Below are 22,854 nucleotides of genomic sequence, written 5' to 3'. Positions count from 1 at the left end.
ACGCGTCAGCCCACCGACCGGATGCCCGCGTCGGGGTCGATGTTGAAGCTCAGGATGCGGCGGGGGTGGATCCGGATGAGCGCGCCGGTAGGCTCGCCCGCCGCGTTCGTCGCCTCTGGCAGGGCCTCGGCGCTGCCGCGGATCTCCAGGCAGCGCACGCTCCACGGATTGGTCGAGGTCACGTCGTCCACCACCAGCGAGACGCTGGAGCCGGCCGCTACGTTGCGGAACTTCTGGCTGCTCTCCATGCCGTGGCCGTCGATGTCGATCGTGTGCAGCGCGGTGTTGTACCCGAACGTTACCGGGTTGTTCTGCACGGTGCCGTTCCGCTGGACGGTGGCCAGCCTGCCCAGAAGTTGTTCGCTCAGGAAGGCCAGCTCCCGCTCGGTGAACACGGTCATGTTTCCTCCGCTAGCTTGTCGAACGCCCCGTGAGGCGGTTGGCAGGTGTCCAGTGCGGACGGACAAAACGCTCGGACGGTCACCTGACGGGCGTCGGCACTGTACCCGATGTCACGAAGTCGCTCCGATCGCGAACTTCGGGCCGCCCCAGCAGTCAGGACAAGTCAAAGAACTGTCAAGGAAAGTCAAACCATCGACAATGGATTGTCATTTATCAAAGTCAAAGCACACTTGATTGAAACCCGGCGTTTGCCATACTGCGTGCGGGCGGTTTCGACGTGGTGCAGGACGAGGATGGCCGGCACGATCGCGGCTTCTGCTCTGCCACGCGGTCGATCGGAATCAGCGTGCCGTCAGGATCGCGTACGCCAGGCGGTGGCGACACCGATCTCGAACCCGGCGGCGAGCCGGGTGTAGGTGTCGCCGTTGCGCAGGTGGGCCACGGCGAGCAGCGTCTGCCGGCCGGGACCGATACGCCGCCAGCCTCCCCTCATCGATCTTCGTGCTCGCTGCACCGGCTCTGAGCTGCAGGATCAGCTTGGAAATGGCTCACTGTAGAGCTGCCCCAAATACGGACCACGACCTGCGGCGGTGACGAGGGTGCGTCCTGCCGGTCTTGGTCGCCGCCGGGCAGACCGTATGGGTAGGGTGCTCGCCATGATCGAGGATTCCGCATGCCGTTGACGAATCCTTGGCTGACCGAGCCCACGCCGACGAAGCGGCTCGATCGTGAACGGCTTGAAGAGCGCATTCTCAATCTGCTGTCGTCGCAGAACATGTGCGTGCTCGCGACCACGGGTCCGGACGGGCCGCTGGCCACTCCGGTGCGGTACTACTCGCTCGGCTTCACGGTGCTGTTCACGGCCGCGTCGCGTTCGCCGAAGATGCGCAACGTCGCTGCCGATGCGCGGGTGTCCGTCGGGATCTTCGCGCCGCTGGTCGGGCTGGCCAGCAGCCGCGGAGCCCAGCTGTTCGGAACTGCCAGGGCGCTTGATCCGGGGCATCCGGACCGTGCGCACTACTGGGAGGCATTCCGATGGGAGAACGAGCACGCCGAGCGGGGGCGATTGCTGTCCGAGCCGCCCGAGGACACCCCGGTGGTCGTTGAGGCCGAGCGGATTGTCTATACGGAGCACTGGCTGCGACGTGAAGGGTTCGCGCCCCGCCAGTTCTGGCGTCGCTGAAGCAACCAATCAAGATCGGCAGGACACGCCCTGGCGCCGGATGCACGCGACAACAGCGGTGGTTCCTGTGCCGGGGCCGCAGTGGTGCTGCCCGGGGCTGTGTCTGTGGCCTGGGTTGTGGTGGTGCTTGCACCCGGGTCCGCGGTGTCCATGGCCGAGGGCTGCGGTGGTGCTCGCGCCCGGCTCGCGATTGTGCCCCAGATCTCGGGCAGCTCTACAGGGAACCGAACAGGCAACCGAGGCTCGCCAGGGCGAGCGGTCGCCCGCGGCCCGGTCCGGTCCGGCCAAGTCCAGCCGACTCCAGCGCAACCCGGGGCGGGGCGGGTGGGAGAGATGGTCCCGCTGCGCCGCGGACGGCGCAGCGGGACCATCCGGTCAGTGGCAGGTACCGGTGCCGCTGTCGTTGTAGGTCTGCCCGGCCACCGGCACGAACTGCCAGTCGTAACTGCCGGAGTGCAGGGTGAACTTCAGGACTCCCCAGGCCGAGCTGTTGCGCGCCTCGCTGTTGGGCTGGATGGTGCCGAAGCCGTAGTGACCCGCGCCGCCCATGCCGGCGACGAAGCTACGCACACCCCGGCTGGTGTCGGCGCCCCCGGACGGGTTCATCGGCGCGAAGCGCTCGTACACGTGGTTGTGTCCCCACACCACGACGTCGGCGTTGTAGTCGTAGAGCGCCTGGTACAGCGGACGCGTGGACGTCGACGGCGCGTGGTTGGAGCTGGACGTGAACAGCGGGTGGTGCCAGTACGCGAGCGTGCACGGCTTGCCGCTGGCGGCCAGGTCCGCCCGCAGCCACTGCTCCTGCGTCGAGCCGGCCGACATGCTGATGTTCGAGTTCAACGACACGACATGCCAGTTGCCGAGGTCGAACGAGTAGTAACCGCGCCCGCTGGGGCCGGCGGACGTACCGAAGTAGTTGTAGTAACCGGTCGCGCCCGACGTGTTGTAGTCGTGGTTGCCCGGCGACGGACGGGTGCGCGTCTTGTGCCGACCCCAGGTGGGCTCGTAGTAGCTGGAGAACTGCGACGCGGTGCCGCTGTCGTAGACGTTGTCGCCGGTGGTGAAGACCGTCCCCGGGATGCTGTCGAGCAGCGTCGCGGTGGCGCTGTCACCGGAGCCGGAGTCGGCGATGTCGCCCGCCCCCACGAACACCGGGTCCCCGGACGTGGGCGGCGTGGTGGTCCCGGTGCTGACCACCAGTTGCGGGGCGTCCGCGCCGCTCTCGCGCGTGTCGTAGTAGGCGCCGTCGCCGCTGGCGGAGGTCGCACCGAAGCTGTACGTCCCGTTGCCGGTGACGGCGGCCGTGACGTCGACCTCGTACCAGGTGTCGCCGCTGACCGCGCCGAGGGTGCCGAGCGTGGCCCCGTCGATCGCCGGCTGGTTGTTCCAGGTGGTGCCGGTCTCCGACCACGTCGTGTTGGACACCCGGCGGAACGTGCCACCGGCATCGCTGCCGCTGTTGCCACTGATGGTGCGCAGTCGCAGCTTGGCACCGGTCACCGTGCCGCTGACACCGCTGACGGTGAAGCGCAGGAACGAGCGCCGTACGGGCGAGTTGTCGGCCACGATCTGCGTGGACGTGCCGTAGTTGGTGGAGGCGGTGTCACTCTGGACGTAGGTGTCCGCGACCGGCGTGAACGTCACGCTCGCCGCCGACGCCGCGTCGGCGCCGGTCACCACGACGGCGGCGGTCGCGGCGACGAGCACCAGCACCGCTCCCGTCGTGACCGTCGGACGGGGGAATCGAATGTCCATCCAGGACTCCTCTGCTGCGGGTGTGAAACCCAAGGAATGTAGGAAGGTCGATGAGCCGGCGGGCGACGAGCGGATGAACACCGCATCCCGGCAGGCAAACACCTCGATGTTCGCGGCACGTTCACCGGCACCTCGCCCGGCTGCCACGCGCGGTCCGTTGTGCCCTCCCCGACGAGTACGGACGATGGCTGACCGGCAGTTGTCGACCCGAGGAGATGCTCGTGTACCTCTCGACCGTTTCCCGGCCGGTCGCCGACCCACCCGGATCCGGACCACGACGTCGACGGCTCGCCCTGGTCAGCGGCAACGTCGTCGCACTCGGCACGGTCAGCCTGATCACCGACATCTCCGCCGAGATGGTGGCCGCTGTCCTACCGCTCTACCTGGTGCTGGGCCTCCAGCTCAGCCCGGTGGCCTTCGGCGTGCTCGACGGCGTCCACACCGGTGCCACCGCGCTGCTGCGGGTCGTCGGTGGGTTCGCCGCCGACCGGTTCCGGCGGCGCAAGCTGATCGCCGGCGTCGGCTACACCCTCTCGGCGGTCGCGAAGCTCGGTCTGCTGCTCGCCGGCCGGTCGATACCGGCGATCGGCGCGGTCATCGCCGTCGACCGCCTCGGCAAGGGCGTGCGCAGCGCCCCGCGCGACGCGCTGATCACGCTCTCCACGCCGCCCGAGGCGCTGGGCCGGGCCTTCGGGGTGCACCGGGCGATGGACAGCGTCGGCGCGTTCCTCGGACCGCTCGCCGCGTTCGCGGTCCTGCTGGTCGTCGGGCAGTCGTACGACGCGGTCTTCGTCACCAGCTTCTGCGTCGCCGCGATGGCCGTCGTCGTACTCGTGCTCTTCGTCCGGGAACGCCCCGCCGAACAGGCGGCGGACGGCCCGGACGACAAGGCGGTCTCCGTCCGGGAGGCGTTCGGCCTGCTCCGCGCGGGACCGGCCCGCCGGCTCGTGCTGGCCGCGGCGATGCTCGGGCTGGCCACCATCGGCGACGGTTTCGTCTACCTGCTGCTGCAACGCCGCGAGGACCTCGGCCTGCGCTGGTTCCCCCTGCTCGCGGTGGGGACCAGCCTGGCCTACCTGCTGCTCGCCGCCCCGCTCGGCGTGCTCGCCGACCGGATCGGCCGGCTGCCGGTGGTGCTCGGCGGCTACACCGCGCTCGGTGCCACGTACCTGCTGCTGGCCGGACCGGTCGACGGGTGGCCGCTGATCGTGCTGACCCTGCTGCTGTACGGCGCGTTCTACGCCGCCACCGACGGTGTGCTCATCGCGCTCGCCGGACCGGTGCTGCCGGCGCGGCTGCGGACCACCGGGATCGCGCTGGTGCAGACCGGGCAGGCCCTCGCGTACCTCGTCTCCTCGGTCCTGTTCGGTCTCGGCTGGCAGGCGTGGGGGCCGGAGGCGGCGATCCGCGCGGCGGCCGTCGCCGTCGCCTGCGTTCTGGTCGGCACGCTGCTCCTGCTGACCGCCCCGTCCCGTCTCGTCACCCGGAGGGTGTCCCGATGACCGTGTTGTCGACCCGAGCGAAGCTCGGCGTGGTGGTCGCCTCGGCCGTGCTGCTGGGCAGCGTGGCGGCCGGCTACGTGGCCATGGCGGCGGAACCTGCCCGGACACCGCCATCCACCACCGGCGACCAGGCGGTCACCCTGACACCCGGCCCGCGCCTGCTGGCCCTCACCGACCGGCACCTGTCCACCGTCGCCACCGCCGACCCCGCAGGGCCCCGCACCGTGTCCGGCCTGGAATGCCTACGGGTGTACGCCGCGGCCGGCACCGGTGTCTGCCTGAGACCGGAGACCGCCTGGTCCTACCAGGTCGTCGTGCTCGACGCGGCGCTGCGCCAGACGCGGACCGTCGGCGTGCCGGGCCTGCCGAACCGGGCCCGGGTCTCGGCCTCCGGCCGGATGGTCTCCTGGACGACGTTCGTCGGCGGCGACTCCTACACCGCAAGCGGCTTCTCCACCCGCACCGGGATTCTCGACACCGCCACCGGCACCACGGTGACCTCGCTCGAAGAGTTCGCGATCACGCGGGACGGCCGGAACTACCGCAGCCCGGACGTCAACTACTGGGGCGTCACCTTCACCGCCGACGACAACCGCTTCTACGCGACCATGTCCACAGCGGGCAAGCGGTACCTCGTCCGCGGTGACGTCGCCGCGCGGACGGTCGAGACGGTGAAGGAGAACGTCGAGTGCCCGTCCCTGTCACCCGACGGCACCCGGATCGCCTTCAAGGAGGCGATCGACGCCGACCCGGCGAAGGGCTGGCGGCTGTCGGTTCTCGACCTGGCGACCATGCGGGTCACCGCGACCGCCGAGACCAGCAGCGTCGACGACCAGGCCGCCTGGCTGGACGGCCGGACACTCGCCTACACGCTGCGCCAGAGCGACGGCCAACCCGACGTCTGGAGTGTCCCGGCCGACGGGTCCGGTACGCCGAAACTGACGATCCCCGGCGCGGAGTCCCCGGCACCGCTCACCTGAGGAACCGGCCGTCGGGCGGCCAGGACACCTGACCGCCTTGGCGCCGACAGCTTCCCGTCATGCGGGATTACACGCCGCACCCATCGCCGTTCATCGACGGTCTCAAGGCTGTTGACCATGACAAGGCTGAGCCGTCGCATTTTCGTCCTCAGTGGACTCGCCGCCGCTGGCGTCGCGGTGACCCCCCGCCAGGGTGCCCGCGCCGCGGTGCCGTATCCCTTCAAACTCGGTGTGGCGTCCGGTGATCCGGCGCCCGACAGCGTGGTCCTGTGGACCCGGCTGGCACCATCCCCGCTCAACGCCGACGGTCAGGGCGGCATGGCGAACGCCGACGTGACAGTCGAGTGGCAGGTGTCCACCACCGACCGGTTCACCTCGCTCGTCGCCTCCGGGTCGGTGGTCGCCCGCTACGCCGACGCGCACTCCGTACACGCCATCGCGGGCGGCCTCGCCGCCGACTCCGACTACTACTACCGGTTCCGGGCCCAGGGTCAGATCTCCCCGGTCGGACGGACCCGGACCGCCCCGGCGCCCAGTGCCTTCGGCCGCGACCTGGTGATGGCCTTCGCCTCCTGCGCCCACTACGAGGCCGGCTACTACACCGCGTACCGGCGGATGGCCGAGGACAACCCGGGGCTGATCCTGCACCTCGGCGACTACATCTACGAGGGTGGCGTCGGCACCTCCACGGTGCGGCAGCACGTCGGCGCCGAGATCGTCTCGCTTGCCGACTACCGCCGCCGGTACGCGCTCTACAAGTCCGACCCGGACCTGCAGGCGGCGCACGCCGCGGCACCCTGGCTGGTGGTGCCGGACGACCACGAGGTGGAGAACAACTACGCCAACATGGTCCGCAACGACAGCAGCCCCACGCTCACCGCCGCGCAGTGGACCGCCCGGCGGACCGCCGCCTACCGGGCCTACTACGAGAACATGCCGCTGCGGCCGGCCTCCGCCGCCAACGGCAACAGCATCCCGCTGTACCGGCGGGTCCGGTGGGGCCAGCTCGCCACCTTCCACATGCTCGACACCCGGCAGTTCCGCGACGACCAGGCGTGCGGGGACGGCTGGAAGGTCTGCGCGGACGCCGACCTGGCCTCCCGGTCCCTGACCGGCGCGACCCAGGAGGCGTGGCTGCTCGACGGGCTTGCCCAGCGCTACGGCACCTGGGACATCCTCGGCCAACAGGTCTTCTTCGCCCAACAGCTCGACGCGAACGGGGCGGCGAGCATGGACGCCTGGGACGGCTACCGGGCCTCCCGCAGCCGGATCCAGACCGGCTGGCAGCAGCGCGGGGTGCGCAACCCGCTGGTGCTCACCGGGGACGTGCACCGGTCGTGGGCCAACGACCTCAAGGCCGACTACGCCAACCCCGCCTCGGCCACCATCGGCACCGAACTGGTCTGCACCTCGATCACCTCGACCGGCAACGGCAGCGGCAGCACCACGGTCCCGAACGCGGCGGCCAACCCGCACCTGAAGTTCTACTCGGACCGGCGTGGCTACGTGCGTACCACGATCAGTCGCAGCCAGGTCCGCGCGGACTTCCGCACGGTGAACACGGTGACCGAGCACGGCGCGGCGGCGGCCACCGCCCGCTCGTTCGTCATCCTCGACGGCCAGCCCGGCCTGCAGGCCGGGTAGAAGGAGACCCACCATGACCGCATTCACGACACTGCTCGCCGCCTCCCTGCTGGTCCCGAACCTGGCACCGGCCCCCGTCGCGGTCACCGCCGAGGCGATCACCTGGACCACGGCGAACAGCGTGGCCACCGGCGACCAGGATCTGCCCGGCATCGCCATGAACCGCAACGGCCAGGTCGCCGTGGTGTGGGAGGACGACCGGGACAGCACCGCGCCCGAGGACGACACCCACAGCGAGATCTACCTGCGACTGTTCCGCGACGGCACGCCCGCCTACGAGCTGAAGCTCTCCGGCGGGGGCACCAGCGGGGCCGCCTGGCGCCACATCAGCCCCGACGTGGGGCTCGACGACAGGGGCAACGCCGTGGTGGTCTGGGCCGCCGACGGCGACGGTAACGGCGTCTACAACATCCAGTACCGGGTGGTGTCGCCAAGCGGCACGGTGCTCGGCTCGGGGCAGGCCAACGCCAGCGACGCCGGACAGCAGATCTGGCCGAAGGTGGCCGTCGACCCGGACGGCGCGCCGACCACCGGAGGAGTCGGCTTCACAGTGGTCTGGGAGGACGTCCAGGGGACCGCTCCGGCCACCGTCAAGGCCGCCGGCTACACAGCGGCCACCACCAAGGCGTACGAGGTGACCGCCTCACAGACCACTGGGACGCACCACCGCCCCGACGTGGCGGTGTCCGCCACCGGTGAGGCGCTCGTGGTCTGGGACGAGGACGCCGACGCGAACGGCTCGTACAACATCGGGTTGACCCGCCTGGCCCGGTCCAACGGCGCGGTGGTGCTGTCGCGGCGGACCGCCAACGTGCAGAGCGGCGGGCAGCAGCAACGCCCCTCGGTCGCGGCCAACGTCGCCGGGGACTTCACCGTCGGGTGGGAATCCGACCACACCGGCACCCGGGGCGTCTGGGCGCGGTCGTTCACCTCCGCCGGCACCGCCCGGCACGACGAGGTCCAGGTCTCCGCCGGAGCCGGGGCCGTCGCGCCCGGCGTCGGCATCGACGACCAGGACAACGTCGTGGTGGGCTGGACGGTGTCGGGCACCAACCCGGACGTCTGGGCGCGCGGCCTCAACCCGGACGGCACATCCACCGGCCGGCTGGCGGCCCAGGCGCTGAGCCAGACCACGACAGGTCGGCAGGAGCAGTTGGCCGTCGCCGCGTCTCCCTGGGGCGAGGTGAGCCTGTGCTACACCGACGACAACGACGGCAACGCCTTCGACCAGGTGCTCCTCGGGTTGGGCGCGACGAACTCGACCTGGCTGATGTCCGCCGATGAGCTGCGCCGGCTGAAGGCGCGGGCGGGCACCACGGCGCACTGAGCCGACCGGGCCCGGTCAGGCGGCGTGATCGGGCCCGCCGCCGCCCGTGGCCACCCCGTCGTCCCCACCGACGGACGACGGGGTGGCCACGGCGCGCAGGGTGACCGACTGGTCGGCGTGGTCGACCTCGAACAACGTCCCGGCCGGGAAGGCCGCGAACGTCTCGGGCGGCAACTGGATCGTGCCGTCGCCGGCCACCACGGCGAAGTCCCGGCCGTCACGCCCCTCGGCTCCGACCCGGCCGTCGCGGATGGTGACGGCGCGGCCCAGCCGGGCACCCACCTCGCCGTCGTGGGTCACCACGACCACCGTGGTGCCCCGCTCCGCGTTGACGGTGGCAAGCGCCGTGAGCACCTCGTCCCGGCCGGACGCGTCGAGCTGGCTGGTCGGTTCGTCGACCAGGAGCAGCCCGGGCCCGGCCGCGAGACCCTGCGCCAGGGCGGCCCGCTGACGCTGCCCCGGAGTCAGGTCGCCCACCCGCCGTGCGCCCGCACCGCCGAGGCCGACGAGGTCCAGGATCGCCTCCGGCGGGTCGAGCCGACGCCCGGCGATGCGGGCCGCCGGTCGCTGCGCCAACCAGACGTTGCGCGACAACGACACGTACGGCAGCAGGTTGCGTTCCGCGCCCTGGAGCACCGTGCCGACAGTGGCCCCGCGAAGGGCCGCCAGGCCCTTGGACGAGAGCCGGGACAGCTCGTGGTCACCCACCTGCACCCGCCCGGCGGACGGTTGCATGAGCCCACCGAGGATCGCCACCAGAGTGGACTTTCCCGAGCCGGACGGCCCCACCAGCGCCAGCATCTCGCCCGGTGAGATCCGCAGGTCCACGCCGGAGAGCGCGACGACGTCGCCGGTGCCGGTGGAGTAGATGTGGATCAGCCGGTGGCAGGTGACGGCCACACCCCCGGCCGGCCGGGCGACGGTCGGCGGCTCGGCGGTCGTCGGCCGCTCCGGCGGCGTACCGCGGCGGCGACGACCCGACCGAGGACGAGCGCGGTGACGGCGAACAGGGTGACCGTGGGCACCGCGAACACCAACAGACGGCCGACGTCCGGCCACTCGGGTATCGGAACCGGGGAGCGGCCGTCACCGAACAACCGCTGCCCGCTGCGGGTGAGCAGCCAGATCACCAGGGTGACGAGACCGCCCGACACGGCGGCGAACGCCACCGGCCACCCGTAGCCGCCACGGACGGCGCGTGGTGGCAACCCCTGCCGACGCAGCGCCACCAACATGGATACCCGGGCACGCTGCTCGGCCGCCGCCATCGCGATCAGGCCGGCCGCCCCGATCAGCACCCCGGCCAGCGCGGCGAACAGGTTGAAGCGCAGCGCCAACGCCGGAGCCTGTCGATCGAAGTCCTGGCGAACTCCGGTGATCGTCCGCTCACCGACGACCGCCAGACCCTGGGCGCGAAGCCGGTCGAGGACGTCGGCGGGCGCGGTCGCGGCCAGCCACACCTCCTTGGTGCCGCTCTGGCCGGAAACCGCGATCCGATCGGCGTATTCCAGGTCGACGATCAGGCCGGCACCACCGAGCTGCGGCAGACCGTCGGCCACGCCGGCAATCCGGGCCGTGGTCGGTGCCCCGTCGATGCCTTCGTGTGGATGAGTCCCGCCGAGCAGCGTCCCCTCCGACCGGGTCAGGTAGACGGGCAGCGGAAACGGTGAGTCGGCAACACTGATGCCGGCTGGCGTCGAACGCCCGTGCGACATCTGGACGGCCAGCGCCGGGGACGCACCGCCCGTGGCGCTGATCTCCGAGTCATCCGTCGGCACGGAGCGTCGCCACCGCTTCAGATCGGCGAACTGCGTACCGGTCAGCACCACCGTCTCGGCGTTGTCATCGCCGATCCGCAGCTCCTCGAAGTGCACCGTCAAGTCCTGCCACCTCACCGGAACGACGACTTCTATCTTGACCAGGCGGCACTGCGGTACGCACTCGGGCACCTGAACGACGTACTCGTCGCGCCCCGGCCGAATGTCCGGGCCTGCGGCTACCACCCGGGTGCCATTGGCGCTGGAGACGGTTACTGCGAGTTGCACCTGATATCCGCTGAAGGCCTCGGCGTCGAAGTTGGCCGACACGACGACGGTGAGCAGTCGCCCCCGTAGCAGCACCGGCTCTCCGGGCGGGGCGGGGCGGATGGCACGCGTGATGTCCGCGAAGGACACTCCGTAGGACGGATGCGGCGCGGCCACCGCCGCCAGCCGGGCGGAGTCCACGGCGAGCACCGGTGTGCCGCCGTCAGGGAGCCTTTTCGTCACGACCGCGGCCATCGCGAAGCGACCCTCGGGATCAGCCTTCCGCACGGCCGTCAACAGGTGCGAACGGGACGGCGCGTCGACCTCCACGACACGCGGCGCGCCGACCTCCACGACCGCCCGGTCGCGGTACGCGGCCGCGGCGACCTCGCTCGTCGCCGCCGTGAAGGCGAGCATGGCGACAGCGACGGTGAGCAGCGCGATCAGCGGCCGGAACCGTGGTTGCCGGGCCACCTGCACCAGGGCGAGGCCGACGGCGGTGCGCCCCCGCGCCAGCAGCGCCGCACCCACCGCGGCGCCGGCCATCATCGCGACCCGTGCCAGCACCACACCCGCGGCGAGCGCCCCGGCGACCGGTGCCACGAGCGCCAGCCCGCTGGGCGAACCCCCTGAGCGCAACTGCACCACGGCAGCCACCGCGATGGACACCGCGACGACGTCACCGATTGTCGCCCGCCATCCCCGTACCCGAGCCGGCACCCGACGCAGCAGGTCGACGACCGGTGCGGACAGCATCCGCGCCTGGGCCAGCAGCACCGCGGCGAGCGCGCCGGCGGCGCCGATGGCGGCGAATGCGACAACGCTGGCGTCAAGCGTGACGTCGGCGCGGGCCGGGAGGGTACGCGCGGCGAGCAGTGTGGCAGCGGCGAGGCCACCCAGGCAGCCGAGGGGGATCGCGACCAACGCGGGTACGGCGTGTTCGCCGATCGCCAGCGCCCACAGTCGTCGACGTTGCACCCCGCGGAGCAGGAGCAGGCCCTGCTCAGGTCGCCGCTGGTCCGCCGCCGAACCGACCGCGACGAAGAGCACCAACCAGCAGAGCAGCACGAGCAGCCCGGCGCCCAGCGTGACGCCGTCGGCCAGCTGCCCGCGTTGCCGCTCGATGCGATCAAACAGGGTGGTCGTGGTGGTGCCGGCCCCGAAGCCCTCGCGGTTTCCGTCCCGCTGCAACCGCATGACCGCGGCCCGCAGCTCCGGCATGGACCGGCTGTCCAGCAGCTTCTCGCTGACGTAGAGGTCGGCCGTCGACCGGTGCAGAATGACGTCGTCATCGGGCAGGGGAGAAGCCTCGGCGGTGAAGATGGCATCCTCGGCGCTGCCCGGGATCGACGTGCCGGGGGAGCCTCCGGTGGCCTGCCGAATGAGTTCCCCACCGAGCCAGAACGGATCTGTCACGTCCAGCGGTCGGTAGATGCCGGTCACCCGCACCGGCACCGCGCCGAAGGTGAACCGATCCCCGACGGCGACACCCAGCCGCGCAGCGGTGTGCGTGCTGACCATGACCTCGGGGGGCTGATCCCGCGAGGTGGCCCGGGGGCAGGCGCCGACCACGGCGACCCGCTCACACACCCCCGCTCGGAAGATCAGGCTGGAGGTCACGGTCCCGGCTCGACCGGCGGCGACGCCACCGCTCTGAGCGCCCAGGACGATGTCGAACCCGGCCGGCGTCAGTCGCTTGACCCTGGTGGTGAAAACGGTGCGGGTGGGGTCGGTGGGCAGCCCCGGATATTCGGCACCCTCGGCGAGCCGGACGCGCAGCTCGTTGGGCTCCGCGGTGGACATCTCATACCGGGCCAGGGCCTGCCCGGCCGCGGCGACGTAGCCCGGTGCGGCCGCCGCGGCGGCACTGGCGAGCACCGCGAGCAGGAGCACCGCCAACGCCTGTGCCCGGCGGGCCGCGATCGCACCCCAGATGACGGTCAGCATCGACGCCGACGGTATCGACCCGGCCGCCGGCCCGCCGCCCCGTGCGGGTGGACCGAGACCTGCCGGTTATCCGGGGCTCAGTCGCGCAGGATCTCCGCCCGCCCCTCGACGAGGTGCAGCTCCGCTTCGCAGGCGGCGGCCACCTCCGAGTCGTGGGTGGCGAACACGACGGCCGCGCCCCGCCGCGCCTCGTCGTGCAACAGGTTCAGAACCCGCTGCCGGTTACCCGCGTCCAGCTCGCTCGTCACCTCGTCGGCAAGCAGCACGCCTGCGCGCAGGGCCAGACCGCGGGCGACAGCCGTCCGCTGCTGTTGGCCGCCGGACAACTCCTCGACGAGTTGGTCGGCCTGGCTGGCGAGGCCCAGCAGGTCCAGCATCGCGGAGGTCTGCCGGCGGGCCTCGGGTGGTGTCACGCCGTCGGCCACGAGCGCGACCTGAAGGTTCTCGGCGGCGGTGAGGATCGGGGCCAGGCCGTTGTCCTGTGGGATGAGCACGATCCGGTGCTCGACGGCGTGATCACGGTCGCGCAGCGGCTGCCCGTCGACGGTCACCGACCCGTCCCGGGGTCGCAACAGCCCCGCCATGGCGTGGAGCAGGGTCGTCTTGCCCGCGCCCGACGACCCGGTCAACGCCAGGACCCGACCAGGTCGGACCGTCAGCGAGATCTCCCGGAGGACGGCCGGCGCGTCGCCGTAGCCGACTGACGCCCCGTGCATGCTCAGCATGTGCCACCGCCCCTTTTCCAGCACCCAAGGATCCGCAGACTGCCACGGCGGGCGGGACCCGCACAATCCCGTCGATGCGTCAGCGATCGCGAGGTGGTCAGTCGACCCGGGGTCGCCGCTCGTAGCCGACCAGGGCGGCGAGGAAGGCCGTCAGCAGCCCGAGAGCGGCCAGCGCGGGCAGGGTCCGGGCGAGGGGGATCAGGACCAGGACGATGCCGATCGCCACGAGGTGGCCCGGCGAGCTGCGTACGGTCAGCCGCAGGAACAGCAGGCGGCCGGTGAGATAGAGCGCGGCGCCGCCGTAGAGCACGAGGATCGCCGACCAGCTCATCGGCTCTCCGCTGGCGTGCCAGGGTCGTGTCTGCTCCGTCGGGTTCGCGAGGATCAGGTGGATGCCCAAGGCGAAGTAGACGACCCCGGCTACCAGCGGCAGGTGCGCCAGCGTGTACGCGTCCGACGCCAACTGCTGGCGACGCCGGGAGCGCGGCGAGGCCGAGGTCAGCACCTTCGCTGCGGCCGGCGCGACGCCCACGAAGTAGAGCCACCACAGGCAGACGGTCGCGGCGAAGCCGAACAGCGCAGCCAGCAGCACCGGCCAGGCGATCACGGCCAGACCCGCGCCGGCCCCGGCCGACAGCAGAGACTCACCGAGCACGATGATCAGCACCAGACCATGGCGTTCGGCGAAGTGCGCCCCGCTGCGGACCTCCCCGAAGCTGGCGGCGGTGGCGATCCGGCCGACGCCGTAGTCGACGAGGAACGCCACAGTCCAGAGCACGGTCTGCGCGGTCCCGCCGAGGATGGCGCCCACCAGCAGCGGAACCCAGGCGATCGTGGTGGACACGGCAAAGCGCATGGTCTGCCGGCGGTACTGCCGGTTGCCCGATGAGGAGTAGGTCATCAGGCCGAGATGCAGCCCGCGGACCACGATGTAGGCGATGGACAGGGTGAGGGGCGGGCTCAGCGCGCCGTCGTGGCGCTGCCACGCCTGCGGGATCGCCAGCGCGGCCACGAAGATGGCGCCCATCGCCGCGAGCATCCCGGCCAGCACCGGACCGTTGTCGGCGCGGACCTGATTGCCGAGCCAGGCATAGCAGCTCCACGCGTACCAGAACCAGAGCAGGAGCAGTAGCCCCTGGTAGAGGGTGAGCGGCCCCAGCGACTCCGCCATGAAATCGATGAGCCGGGTCAGCGCGAACACCAGGACAAGGTCGAAGAAGATCTCGAAGGTGGTGGCCCGGTGTGCCTCCTCGACCAGCACCGGCCGAGACCGGTGGACGCGGCTCATCCGCTCATCCTGGTCTGTTTCGCACCGCGTCCGAGGGGTAACGCCCAGCTCCGACGGAGTCAGCCGAAGAGCAGGTCGAGGTGGGCGTCCAACGCGGCCAGTGCCTGCTCGGCGGTGTACTGCCCACCCAGCAGGTAGACACCGAGCCCTTCCATCAGCGCCAGCAGGCCGGCCGCGGCGGCGTCGCCGTGCCGGTCGGGCAGGACGCTGGCGATGAACCCGGTGAGCTGCCCGGTGCCCTCGCGGAGGCTGGGCGCGGCGGCCGGACGCACCGCCGTGTAGGCGAGGAACGCGAGCGCCACCCGCCCGTCGTCGCGGGTCCCCTCGTCCAGGGGCAGCAGTGCGGCGATCATCGTCCGCAGCAGCAGCCGGGGCGGCGGGTCCGCGCCCAGTCGCGCCAGCGCCTCGGTGACCCGGATCTGGCTGCGTTCCCGCACCACGCTCAACGCGAACGCCATCATCTCGTCCTTGGTCCGGAAGTAGTGCTGGACCATGCCGGCGGACACGCCGGCCTCGGCGGCCACGTGGCGGAGGCTGACGGCCTCCAGGCCCTGATCCGCGGCGACCCGCATCAGCGCGTCCGCGATGAGGGTGCGTCGCTCCTGGTGATCGACCTTCTTGGGCATGGCCTCGATCGTTTCACAGTGGGTGACCCGGACAGTCCGCCAGCGGCGGCGGCTACCGGCTGGCGGCGGTGCTCGCGGGGGCGCCCCGCGCGCTGCGCAGGAGGCCGTCCGGGTCGTCGGCGTACAGGCGCAGCTCGTTCACGGGCAGAGACCCGGTCTTCGCCAGATCGAAGGTCAACGGCCGGCGCAGCAGGACGTCGATGCTTGTCTGGCTGCCGACCGAGATGGACACCACCCGGCGCTCACCCTCCTGCTCGACCTGCACGGACCTGCTCGACGGCAGGGAGCGGTACCGCTTGCGCAGGGCCTCGATGTCCGTCCACGGGATCCAGATGTCGATGCCCCAGCTGAGGCGGACGCGCAGGCCCCGGTCGCCCACCACGTGGGGGTGGATCGTCATGCTGGCGAACAGGCCGATCATCCAGAGCAGCCCCCAGATGCCGAGGCCGAGCACGATCCAGCGGGCTGGCCGCCACGGCACCACGTGGGTGACGACGACGTCGAAGATCGGGATCTCCACGACCGACAGGCCGATGAAGATGCCCAGGATCGGCTTGACCACGCCGAGGTAGCCGAACGGTTCGTCGCCCGGCCCCAGTGGCAGGGGGCGGCGTCGGGTCCAGACGTACAGGCTGCGCCACGTCGCGGCCTCGGCCTCGGCGGCCCGGCGCAGCAGTGGGCCCACCCGCGCCCCGGTCGGTGCCTTCGTGTCGGTCATTGTCATCCTTCTCGTTAGCGGGCCGACGGTCAGTGGACGGTGATGGTTCCGGCGCCACCGTCCACGGTGACGAGCTGCCCGGTGGAGATCGTCCGGGTGGCGTCCGGGACGCAGATGACGGCGGGGATGCCGTACTCCCGGGCCACCGTCGGGCCGTGCGCCATGATCGCGCCGGTCTCGGTGACCACCGCCGCGGCGGTGAGGAACAGCGGGGTCCAGCCCGGGTCGGTAGTCGCGGCGACCAGGACGTCGCCGGGTTCGACGTGGGCGGTGGCCGGGTCGTGGACGACCCGGGCCGGGCCGGTCACCCGGCCCGCCGACGCGCCCACGCCGACAAGCGTCCCGTCGGCGGCGGGAACCGCCGGCAGGACTGTCTCGACGTCGGTGCCGTCGGAGAGCAGTGCCACCGGCACGCTTCGGCGGCGCAGCTCCCGGTGGTGCGTCGCCCGTCGGGAGGTGACCGTCGCGCGCGGGTCGACACCCTGGTGTACGGCGGCGTGCACCTCGTCGAGGGTCAGGAACATGATGTCGTCGGGCTGGTCCAGCAGCCCGGAGTCGTGCAGGTCGGCGCCGACGAGCAGCAGTTGGCGGCGCGTCTCGCGCAGTGGGTACAGCCCGGCGAACTTGCCTGCCTCGCGCAGGCCGGCAAGTGCCCGCGCCCGGCGCAGCAGGAACCCGGCGATGGTGCCCCGCACCGGCCGCCGACGGCGGGCTCGCCCGACCAGCTTTTCCAACGCCACCTCCGCTGCCGCGCTGGCCCGTTGGAAGCGCTGGTCGGGGCCCTGCTCCGGATCGGTGACCCGCAGGTAGTTGGCAACCGCGGCGAAGACCGGGGTGGGGTCCTCCGCCCAGCGCGGCACGCCGAGGTCGACCTCGGCGACGCCCCGGTGACCGTAGGCGTCCAGGAAGGCGGTCATGCCGATGTCGGGCAGCGTGCCGTGGAGGTGGCGCGCGGCCAACTCGGTGGGCGGGGTGTCGAGCAGGAGTTGACGGTGCTCGCCCGCGTCCTGGGCGAGCCGCCAGAGGGCCAGGTCCATCTCGATGGTGACGTTGTGCGGCATCCCGCCCAGCACGGTGTGGATCTCGTCGGGGCCGGCGATTCCCTTGAGCAGCGCGCCCGGCAGCGTCGCGGCGAGCATTCCCGCGACGATCGGCCACATGATCGCATCGGCGCTGTCGTCGGCGTCCCGCGCCTGCACGAACCTCAGCCGGTCGGCCGCGGTTCGCAGGTCGCCGGGGGCGGCTGAGCGCACCCTCATCTGCTCGATCGTCTCGAACATCCGGATCCGCGCTGCCTCCGGGCGGGCCAGGGCCCGCAGGATCCCCACCACCGCGCGACCGGCCGTCCGCAGCGACGCGGCGCCCTGTGCCCGGTCGCGGCTGGCGCGGCCACCGGTCGCGGCGAACCGGGGGTCCGCCAGCACGTGCTGCATCACCGCCTGGGCACGCGGACCGAAGTCGACAGCCATGAGCTTCACCAGTCGCCTGCGGGCCGAGGAGTCCCGCGCCAGGTCGGTCAGGTCGCCGTAGAGCCGGCCGCCGATGTCGACGATCTCGACCCGGATGCCGAGCGCGGCGAGCATCCCGGCGATCTGCGCCCGCAGGGTCGACATGCCCATCGGGGTGACCGGTTGCAGCATGCCCTGGACGTGACCGAACTCCAGGTAGACGCGGGGGAGGGGCTTTCCGCTCGCTGGCGGGAGGGGGAACAGGGTGGTGATCGGCCGCGACTGTAGAAGCCACCGGACGCCGTCCGCGTCGATCGCCCACTCCACGTCCTGGGGGCAGCCGAAGTGGGCCTGCAACCGTTCGCCGGTGGCGCGCAGGTCGGCCAGGTGTGCTGACGTCAGGCAGCCCGTGTCGGCTCGGGTGACCCCGTCGAGGATGTAGTGGTCCACGTTCGCCGCGCCGTCCACCACTGTCGTGCCGAGGCCCGCGGCGGCGTCGACGGCCATCTCGTCGCGGCGGCCGGTCAGCGGGTTCGCGGTGAACAGCACCCCCGCCACGGTGGGTGTGATCATGCGTTGCACGATGACTGCCATCCGTACCGTCTGGTGGTCGATCCGGCGGGCGTCGCGGTACGCGGTGGCGCGCTCGCTGTGCAGCGAGCCCCAGCAGGTCTCGATGGCCGCGATCAGGTCGGCGGTGCCCGTGACGTCGAGGATGGTGTCCTGCTGCCCGGCGAAGCTCGCGTCCGGCAGGTCCTCGGCGGTGGCGCTGGAGCGGACCGCGACCGGGCCCGCCCCGAGCCGCTCGTACGCGGCGACGACCTCGGCCGTGGGGATGACGCCGAGTCGGTGCGCCTCGGTGGTGACGCAGAAGCCCGCGGGCACCCGTTCGCCGTGCCGGATCAGCTCGCCCAGCCCGGCCGCCTTGCCGCCGACCAGGTCGACCATGTCGGCGGTCGCCTCGGACAACGCGATGACCTGCATCGGGGCCTTCTCTCTTTGCAATGCAATCGTATTGCATCCACCGTAACGCCTTTACGATGCAACTGCAATGTCACGGTGGTACGGGTGTGACCCGGCACCGGGGCGTTGCCGGCGTCTGCCATCCTCAGGACGGTGACGACCGGCCGCCCGACCACCGCCCGCTCCCACCGCCGCGCCCGCAGCCGCAGCGTCCGTGTCCTCGTCGCGCTCGTCGCGGCCGCTGCCGTCCTCGGCATCGCACTCGTCGTCGTGCCGATGCTGCGACCGGCCGGGCCGCGCCCGCTCTTCCAGTTGCCGGTCGCCTGCGGCGAGACGTGGCAACTGGGCACCTACCCCGGTCACGACGACTACGACGTCGACCTGTTCCCCACCGAGGGCGAGGCGTGGGGGCGGCCGGTGCTCGCGTCCTACGGCGGCACGGTCACCGAGGCGGGCATCAACGGGTCGCTTGGTGGCCGTACCCCGGACAACCCGGAAGGCCCGCGCGGGCGGGGCGGCGGTTACTGGGTGAAGATCGACCACGGCGGCAAGTGGGAGACGCAGTACCTGCACATGCTCGAACCGCCGCTGGTCACGGTCGGGCAGCGGGTCGGTCAGGGCGACCAGATCGGGCTGCTCGGCAGCACCGGCAACTCCGGCGCGCCGCACCTGCACTACGAGCAGCGGCGCGGCTGGGAGAAGGTCGAGACCCACTTCGACGGGGAGCCGTCGGGCATCACCACCGACGAACGCGAACACACGGTCAAGCGGACGAGCGGCAACTGTCGCCCGGGGGTCTCCTGAGGACGGCGTTTTGCCCGACCCGACTGCGGGCACTGAGGTGAGGAACACTTCGGACGCAGGGAGGAGCCGGCCATGGTCAAGGGTGACGTCGACACGTACCACGAGGACGGGCAGTGGAAGAACAAGGCGGAGGGCAACGAGCGGGCCAGCAGCACGCATGACGTGAAGGCGGACGCGCAGGCCCAGGGCCGCGAGATGGCCGCCGACCGGGGCGTCGAACACGTGATCAAGAAGCAGGACGGCACGATCGGGGAGAAGAACACCTACCCCCGCAGTCGGGACCCCCGCGACATCGAGGGCTGACCGCTTCCAGTCTCAGCGGACCGACCTCCTCGGCGTGACCGAGGAGGTCGGTCCGCTTTATGCGGTCGGACCAACCCAGCCTGTCCCCCCGGCAAGATGCCAGCTTGTCTCCTTGAGCGGCATATGCGCCCTTTGAGGAATATAGTCCGGATCGGGACTGGAGTGAACGTTGGGAGTGCGCATGTCGTTTCGGGGCCGTCGTCGGCCGATCAGGAGCGCGGGGCTGGTCGCGGCCGTGACCGCGGCGGCTCTCGCGTTCGCGCCGCTCCCCGCGTGGGCTGCCGGGTCCGTCCTGTTCGACCAGCCGTTCCACAACAACACCCCGGACGGCGTCGGCGCGGTGACGGTGCCGGGCGTGCCGGTCGCTACCGCGACAAACGTCGCCTGCCTGAGCGCCGCCGGCAACTCGACAACCGGCCCGCTGCTGAGCTGCCCGACGGCAACCGACCCACAAGGCTCGGGCAAGCTACGCCTCACCCCGGCCGTCGCGAACCGGCAGGGCGGCGTGTTCGGCGCGGTGAGCGTGCCCACCTCCCAGGGACTGCACGTCTCCTTCAACACCTATCAGTACGGCGGTATCAGCACCGGAGCTGACGGTCTGGCGTTCGCGCTGGCCGCGGTGGACCCCGCCAACCCGCGGTCCCCGGCGGTGATCGGCCAGTCGGGCGGATCGCTTGGCTACTCGGCGGCGTTCAACGGTGGCTCGGTGGGTCTGTCCAACGGCTACCTGGGCATCGGGCTGGACGTCTTCGGCAACTTCAGCAACAGCCTCTACCAGGGCACCGGTTGCACGAATCCGCCCTACATCTCGACCACGAACACGCGGGTCCCCGGCCAGGTGGTAATCCGGGGGCCGGGCCGCAACGGGGTCGGCTACTGCGCGATCAACAGCACCGCCACCACCACCTCGTCGCCCGCCGTGGCGTTGCGCGCCAGCACCAGGGCCGCCTCGGTGGTGCCGGTCGAGGTGGTTGCCAACACCACCTCGTCCTCGTTCACCACCGACACCGGCATCACCGTTCCGGCTGGGGAGTACCGCGTCCGGTTCACCCCGGTGGGCGGTACGGCGCGAACCTTGGCCGGCAGCCTCCCGGTCGTGTCGCCGAGCCTGTATCCGTCGCCGACCTGGTTGAACGCCAACGGATACCCCCGGCAGCTCGCCTTCGGTTGGGTAGGCTCCACCGGCTCGGTCACCGACTTCCACGAGGTCGACAACGCCCGCGCGGTCACCTTCAACCCGGTGCCGGACCTGAACGTGGCACAGACCAGCGCGGTGGGGGCCAGTCCGCAGCCCGGCGACCCCGTCACCTACTCGATCACCGCCGGGGTCGATCCCGGTGCGACCGAGACAGCGCCGATCTCGGTCACCCAGACCGTGCCGACCGGAGTCGTGCCACGGGCCGCCTTCGGCTCCGGCTGGGTCTGCGCCGTACCGTCCGGGCAGAGCATCACCTGCACCAACAGCAACGGGCCCTTCGCCGGTGGAACCTCCCTGCCGCCCATCACCGTCGTCGCAACCGTGACCGGGACCGGTGTGACGCCGGCACTGATCCAGACGGCCACGGTGGCGACCTCGTCCTCCATCGACGCGAACCCTGGTTACTCCACTGTCACCACACCCGTGGCACCGGCCGCCGCACCGAGCGGCGTCACCGTCACCCCCGCGCAGAGCGCCATCGCCGGGGGCGTCGCGGTCACCGTTGGCGGCAGCAACCTCACCGGCGCGACAGCGATCACCATCGGTACGGCCGCCGAGCAGCAGGCCGGCACCTCGGTGCTGCTGCTGCCCTGCACGTCCGGCCCGGCCGCCGGCTGCTTCACAGTGAATCCGGACGGCACACTCGGCATCTCCTCGATGCCCGCCCGGTCCAGCCCGGCGACCGTCACCGTCAGCGTCGTCACCCGGGGCGCGGCCGGATCGGCGACCTACGTCTACGCGTCCGCGCCGGGCACGCCGGCCACGCCCACGGCGGTCGCGGGCATCACCAGCGCCACCGTGAGCTGGACCGCGCCCGCGAGCAACGGCAGTCCGATCACCGGGTACCTGATCACCCCGATCCGGGACGGGATCACCCAGCCGACCCTCTCCTTCGACGCCTCCACGACCAGCCGCACGTTGACCGGGCTGACCGCCGGCGCCTCGTACGCCTTCCGGGTGGCGGCGGTGAACGCGTACGGCACCGGCGCGGCCAGCCCGGCGTCGGCGGCGGTGGTGCCGTACACCCTGCCGGGAGCGCCGACGATCACCTCCGCCACGGCGGGGACCAACGCCGCCACGCTGAGCTGGACGGCCCCGGCCAACGGCGGCTCGGCGATCACCGGCTACACGGTGACGCCGTACCTCAACGGGGTCGCGCAGACACCGCAGACCTTCACCGGGACCGCCACCACCCAGGTCGTCACCGGGCTGACCGGCGGCGCCACGTACACGTTCCGGGTGGCCGCGAACAACGCCGCGGGGACCGGCCCACAGTCGGCGCCCTCGGCGTCGGTGACCGTCAATCCGCCCCCGACGCTGACGTTCGCGCCGCCCCCGCCCGGCCGGGCGTACGACCCGTACCAGTACCAGCTCACGGTCGCCGGCGGCACGGGTCCCTTCGCCTGGTCGGTAAGCGCCGGAAGCCTGCCCGCCGGGCTGACCCTCGACCCGGTCAGCGGTCTGCTCTCCGGCACGCCCACCGCGTCCGGGACCTTCTCGTTCACCGTCCGGGTGACCGACTCGTTCAACCAGTCCGCGTCCCGGCCGGTCGAACTGGTCATCAGCCCGCTCGGCGGGCTCTCGATAAGCGTCCCGGCGATCTCCGCACTCGGCACCGTCACCTCGGACGCGACAGGCGTCTCCGGCCAACTCGGCCCGGTGACAGTGACCGACGACCGCGGGCCGTTCTCCGGAAACTGGGTAAGCGTCGTGTCCAGCACGAACTTCACAACGGGTTCCGGCTCGGGTGTCGAGACCATCCCCAACAGCAACATCACGTACGCCTCCGGGCCGGCCCTGGCCACCACCGGCGTCGGAACCTTCCTCCCGCAGCCCGGCGCGGTGCTGGACACCCCACGCACGGCCGCCGGGTGGTCCGGCCAGACCGGGGGCCCCAACTCCGCCACCTGGAATCCGACCCTGTGGGTGACGATCCCGTCCGGGGTGGTGGTCGGCGACTACGTGGCGGTCGTGACGCACTCGGTCATCTAGGGTCGGGGCGCTGCCGCTCGCGGAC

At 71.6% G+C, this 22,854-nt stretch carries 17 protein-coding genes and 1 pseudogene; 8 read left to right on the top strand and 10 right to left on the bottom strand.

Translation table 11 applies throughout. From position 1 onward, the window contains the following. Positions 1–5: 5 nt before the first annotated feature. Positions 6–401, bottom strand: coding sequence for a PPOX class F420-dependent oxidoreductase (locus AB0F61_RS04420; protein WP_357803180.1), 396 nt, complete (start codon positions 399–401; stop codon positions 6–8). Positions 402–766: 365 nt separating this feature from the next. Further along, a pseudogene (locus tag AB0F61_RS04415) lies at positions 767–916 on the bottom strand (transposase family protein); the annotation flags it as partial. A gap of 159 nt (positions 917–1,075) precedes the next feature. On the opposite strand from AB0F61_RS04415, the gene AB0F61_RS04410 reads away from it, so the two are divergent. Next, entirely contained in the window at positions 1,076–1,585 is a 510-nt protein-coding gene (locus AB0F61_RS04410) for a pyridoxamine 5'-phosphate oxidase family protein (RefSeq protein WP_357803178.1), read from the top strand. A gap of 375 nt (positions 1,586–1,960) precedes the next feature. Here the strand turns inward: AB0F61_RS04410 and AB0F61_RS04405 are convergent, their stop codons facing one another. Then, positions 1,961–3,340, bottom strand: a complete 1,380-nt coding sequence (locus AB0F61_RS04405; protein WP_357803175.1) for a DNRLRE domain-containing protein — start codon at positions 3,338–3,340, stop codon at positions 1,961–1,963. 221 nt (positions 3,341–3,561) lie between these two features. Between AB0F61_RS04405 and AB0F61_RS04400 the strand changes: the two genes are divergently transcribed. The 4 genes from AB0F61_RS04400 to AB0F61_RS04385 all read left to right on the top strand — a co-directional run bounded on the left by AB0F61_RS04400 (position 3,562) and on the right by AB0F61_RS04385 (position 8,793). Further along, positions 3,562–4,842, top strand: coding sequence for an MFS transporter (locus AB0F61_RS04400; protein ID WP_357803173.1), 1,281 nt, complete (start codon positions 3,562–3,564; stop codon positions 4,840–4,842). Then, the gene (locus tag AB0F61_RS04395; RefSeq protein WP_357803172.1) at positions 4,839–5,822 is read left to right on the top strand and encodes a hypothetical protein; all 984 of its coding nucleotides are present in this window, start codon (positions 4,839–4,841) and stop codon (positions 5,820–5,822) included. Before AB0F61_RS04400 ends, AB0F61_RS04395 begins: the two co-directional genes overlap by 4 nt. Positions 5,823–5,939: 117 nt before the next feature. Continuing rightward, positions 5,940–7,466, top strand: a complete 1,527-nt coding sequence (locus AB0F61_RS04390; protein WP_357803171.1) for an alkaline phosphatase D family protein — start codon at positions 5,940–5,942, stop codon at positions 7,464–7,466. A gap of 13 nt (positions 7,467–7,479) precedes the next feature. Continuing rightward, positions 7,480–8,793, top strand: a complete 1,314-nt coding sequence (locus AB0F61_RS04385) for a hypothetical protein (RefSeq protein WP_357803169.1) — start codon at positions 7,480–7,482, stop codon at positions 8,791–8,793. A gap of 15 nt (positions 8,794–8,808) precedes the next feature. On the opposite strand, the gene AB0F61_RS04380 is transcribed toward AB0F61_RS04385, so the two are convergent. The 7 genes from AB0F61_RS04380 to AB0F61_RS04350 form a co-directional block, all read right to left on the bottom strand. Next, the gene (locus tag AB0F61_RS04380; RefSeq protein WP_357803167.1) at positions 8,809–9,693 is read right to left on the bottom strand and encodes an ATP-binding cassette domain-containing protein; all 885 of its coding nucleotides are present in this window, start codon (positions 9,691–9,693) and stop codon (positions 8,809–8,811) included. Then, complete coding sequence (locus AB0F61_RS04375; protein WP_357803166.1) at positions 9,669–12,764, bottom strand: FtsX-like permease family protein; 3,096 nt, start codon at positions 12,762–12,764, stop codon at positions 9,669–9,671. Before AB0F61_RS04375 ends, AB0F61_RS04380 begins: the two co-directional genes overlap by 25 nt. A gap of 77 nt (positions 12,765–12,841) precedes the next feature. Beyond that, a complete protein-coding gene (locus AB0F61_RS04370) occupies positions 12,842–13,489 on the bottom strand; it encodes an ATP-binding cassette domain-containing protein (RefSeq protein ID WP_357803164.1) in 648 nt (215 codons plus the stop codon). Positions 13,490–13,586: 97 nt separating this feature from the next. Further along, positions 13,587–14,777: a low temperature requirement protein A gene (locus AB0F61_RS04365; protein WP_357803162.1), complete on the bottom strand. Its 1,191-nt coding sequence runs from the start codon at positions 14,775–14,777 to the stop codon at positions 13,587–13,589. A gap of 59 nt (positions 14,778–14,836) precedes the next feature. Further along, positions 14,837–15,403 (bottom strand): TetR family transcriptional regulator C-terminal domain-containing protein, encoded by a 567-nt coding sequence (locus AB0F61_RS04360; protein ID WP_357803161.1) that lies wholly within the window; start codon positions 15,401–15,403, stop codon positions 14,837–14,839. Between the two features lie 52 nt (positions 15,404–15,455). Beyond that, positions 15,456–16,121: a hypothetical protein gene (locus tag AB0F61_RS04355; RefSeq protein ID WP_357803159.1), complete on the bottom strand. Its 666-nt coding sequence runs from the start codon at positions 16,119–16,121 to the stop codon at positions 15,456–15,458. A gap of 29 nt (positions 16,122–16,150) precedes the next feature. Next, a complete protein-coding gene (locus AB0F61_RS04350) occupies positions 16,151–18,553 on the bottom strand; it encodes a PEP/pyruvate-binding domain-containing protein (RefSeq protein WP_357803157.1) in 2,403 nt (800 codons plus the stop codon). 132 nt (positions 18,554–18,685) lie between these two features. Here AB0F61_RS04350 and AB0F61_RS04345 point away from each other — a divergent pair, with 132 nt between their 5' ends. The 3 genes from AB0F61_RS04345 (at position 18,686) to AB0F61_RS04335 (ending at position 22,829) form a co-directional block, all read left to right on the top strand. Next, positions 18,686–19,336 carry a M23 family metallopeptidase gene (locus AB0F61_RS04345; RefSeq protein WP_357803155.1) on the top strand — a complete coding sequence of 217 codons (651 nt, stop codon included), beginning with the start codon at positions 18,686–18,688 and terminating at the stop codon, positions 19,334–19,336. Between the two features lie 72 nt (positions 19,337–19,408). Further along, positions 19,409–19,639: a DUF2188 domain-containing protein gene (locus tag AB0F61_RS04340; RefSeq protein WP_357803153.1), complete on the top strand. Its 231-nt coding sequence runs from the start codon at positions 19,409–19,411 to the stop codon at positions 19,637–19,639. 181 nt (positions 19,640–19,820) lie between these two features. Then, the gene (locus AB0F61_RS04335; RefSeq protein WP_357803152.1) at positions 19,821–22,829 is read left to right on the top strand and encodes a fibronectin type III domain-containing protein; all 3,009 of its coding nucleotides are present in this window, start codon (positions 19,821–19,823) and stop codon (positions 22,827–22,829) included. Positions 22,830–22,854 lie beyond the last annotated feature (25 nt).

This window comes from Micromonospora sp. NPDC023888, from assembly GCF_040639415.1.
In the GTDB taxonomy this organism is placed as follows: Bacteria; Actinomycetota; Actinomycetes; order Mycobacteriales; family Micromonosporaceae; genus Micromonospora.
Note: the sequence above shows the minus strand (reverse complement) of the source record. Positions and strands in the feature narration are given on the sequence as shown.

What these genes read in the sequence shown, in the direction of transcription:
- AB0F61_RS04420 (WP_357803180.1), bottom strand. Translation starts at nt 401, where the DNA reads ATGACCGTGTTCACCGAGCGGGAGCTGGCCTTCCTGAGCGAACAACTT.
- AB0F61_RS04410 (WP_357803178.1), top strand. Translation starts at nt 1,076, where the DNA reads ATGCCGTTGACGAATCCTTGGCTGACCGAGCCCACGCCGACGAAGCGG.
- AB0F61_RS04405 (WP_357803175.1), bottom strand. Translation starts at nt 3,340, where the DNA reads ATGGACATTCGATTCCCCCGTCCGACGGTCACGACGGGAGCGGTGCTG.
- AB0F61_RS04395 (WP_357803172.1), top strand. Translation starts at nt 4,839, where the DNA reads ATGACCGTGTTGTCGACCCGAGCGAAGCTCGGCGTGGTGGTCGCCTCG.
- AB0F61_RS04390 (WP_357803171.1), top strand. Translation starts at nt 5,940, where the DNA reads ATGACAAGGCTGAGCCGTCGCATTTTCGTCCTCAGTGGACTCGCCGCC.
- AB0F61_RS04385 (WP_357803169.1), top strand. Translation starts at nt 7,480, where the DNA reads ATGACCGCATTCACGACACTGCTCGCCGCCTCCCTGCTGGTCCCGAAC.
- AB0F61_RS04375 (WP_357803166.1), bottom strand. Translation starts at nt 12,764, where the DNA reads ATGCTGACCGTCATCTGGGGTGCGATCGCGGCCCGCCGGGCACAGGCG.
- AB0F61_RS04370 (WP_357803164.1), bottom strand. Translation starts at nt 13,489, where the DNA reads ATGCTGAGCATGCACGGGGCGTCAGTCGGCTACGGCGACGCGCCGGCC.
- AB0F61_RS04365 (WP_357803162.1), bottom strand. Translation starts at nt 14,777, where the DNA reads ATGAGCCGCGTCCACCGGTCTCGGCCGGTGCTGGTCGAGGAGGCACAC.
- AB0F61_RS04360 (WP_357803161.1), bottom strand. Translation starts at nt 15,403, where the DNA reads ATGCCCAAGAAGGTCGATCACCAGGAGCGACGCACCCTCATCGCGGAC.
- AB0F61_RS04355 (WP_357803159.1), bottom strand. Translation starts at nt 16,121, where the DNA reads ATGACCGACACGAAGGCACCGACCGGGGCGCGGGTGGGCCCACTGCTG.
- AB0F61_RS04350 (WP_357803157.1), bottom strand. Translation starts at nt 18,553, where the DNA reads ATGCAGGTCATCGCGTTGTCCGAGGCGACCGCCGACATGGTCGACCTG.
- AB0F61_RS04340 (WP_357803153.1), top strand. Translation starts at nt 19,409, where the DNA reads ATGGTCAAGGGTGACGTCGACACGTACCACGAGGACGGGCAGTGGAAG.
- AB0F61_RS04335 (WP_357803152.1), top strand. Translation starts at nt 19,821, where the DNA reads ATGTCGTTTCGGGGCCGTCGTCGGCCGATCAGGAGCGCGGGGCTGGTC.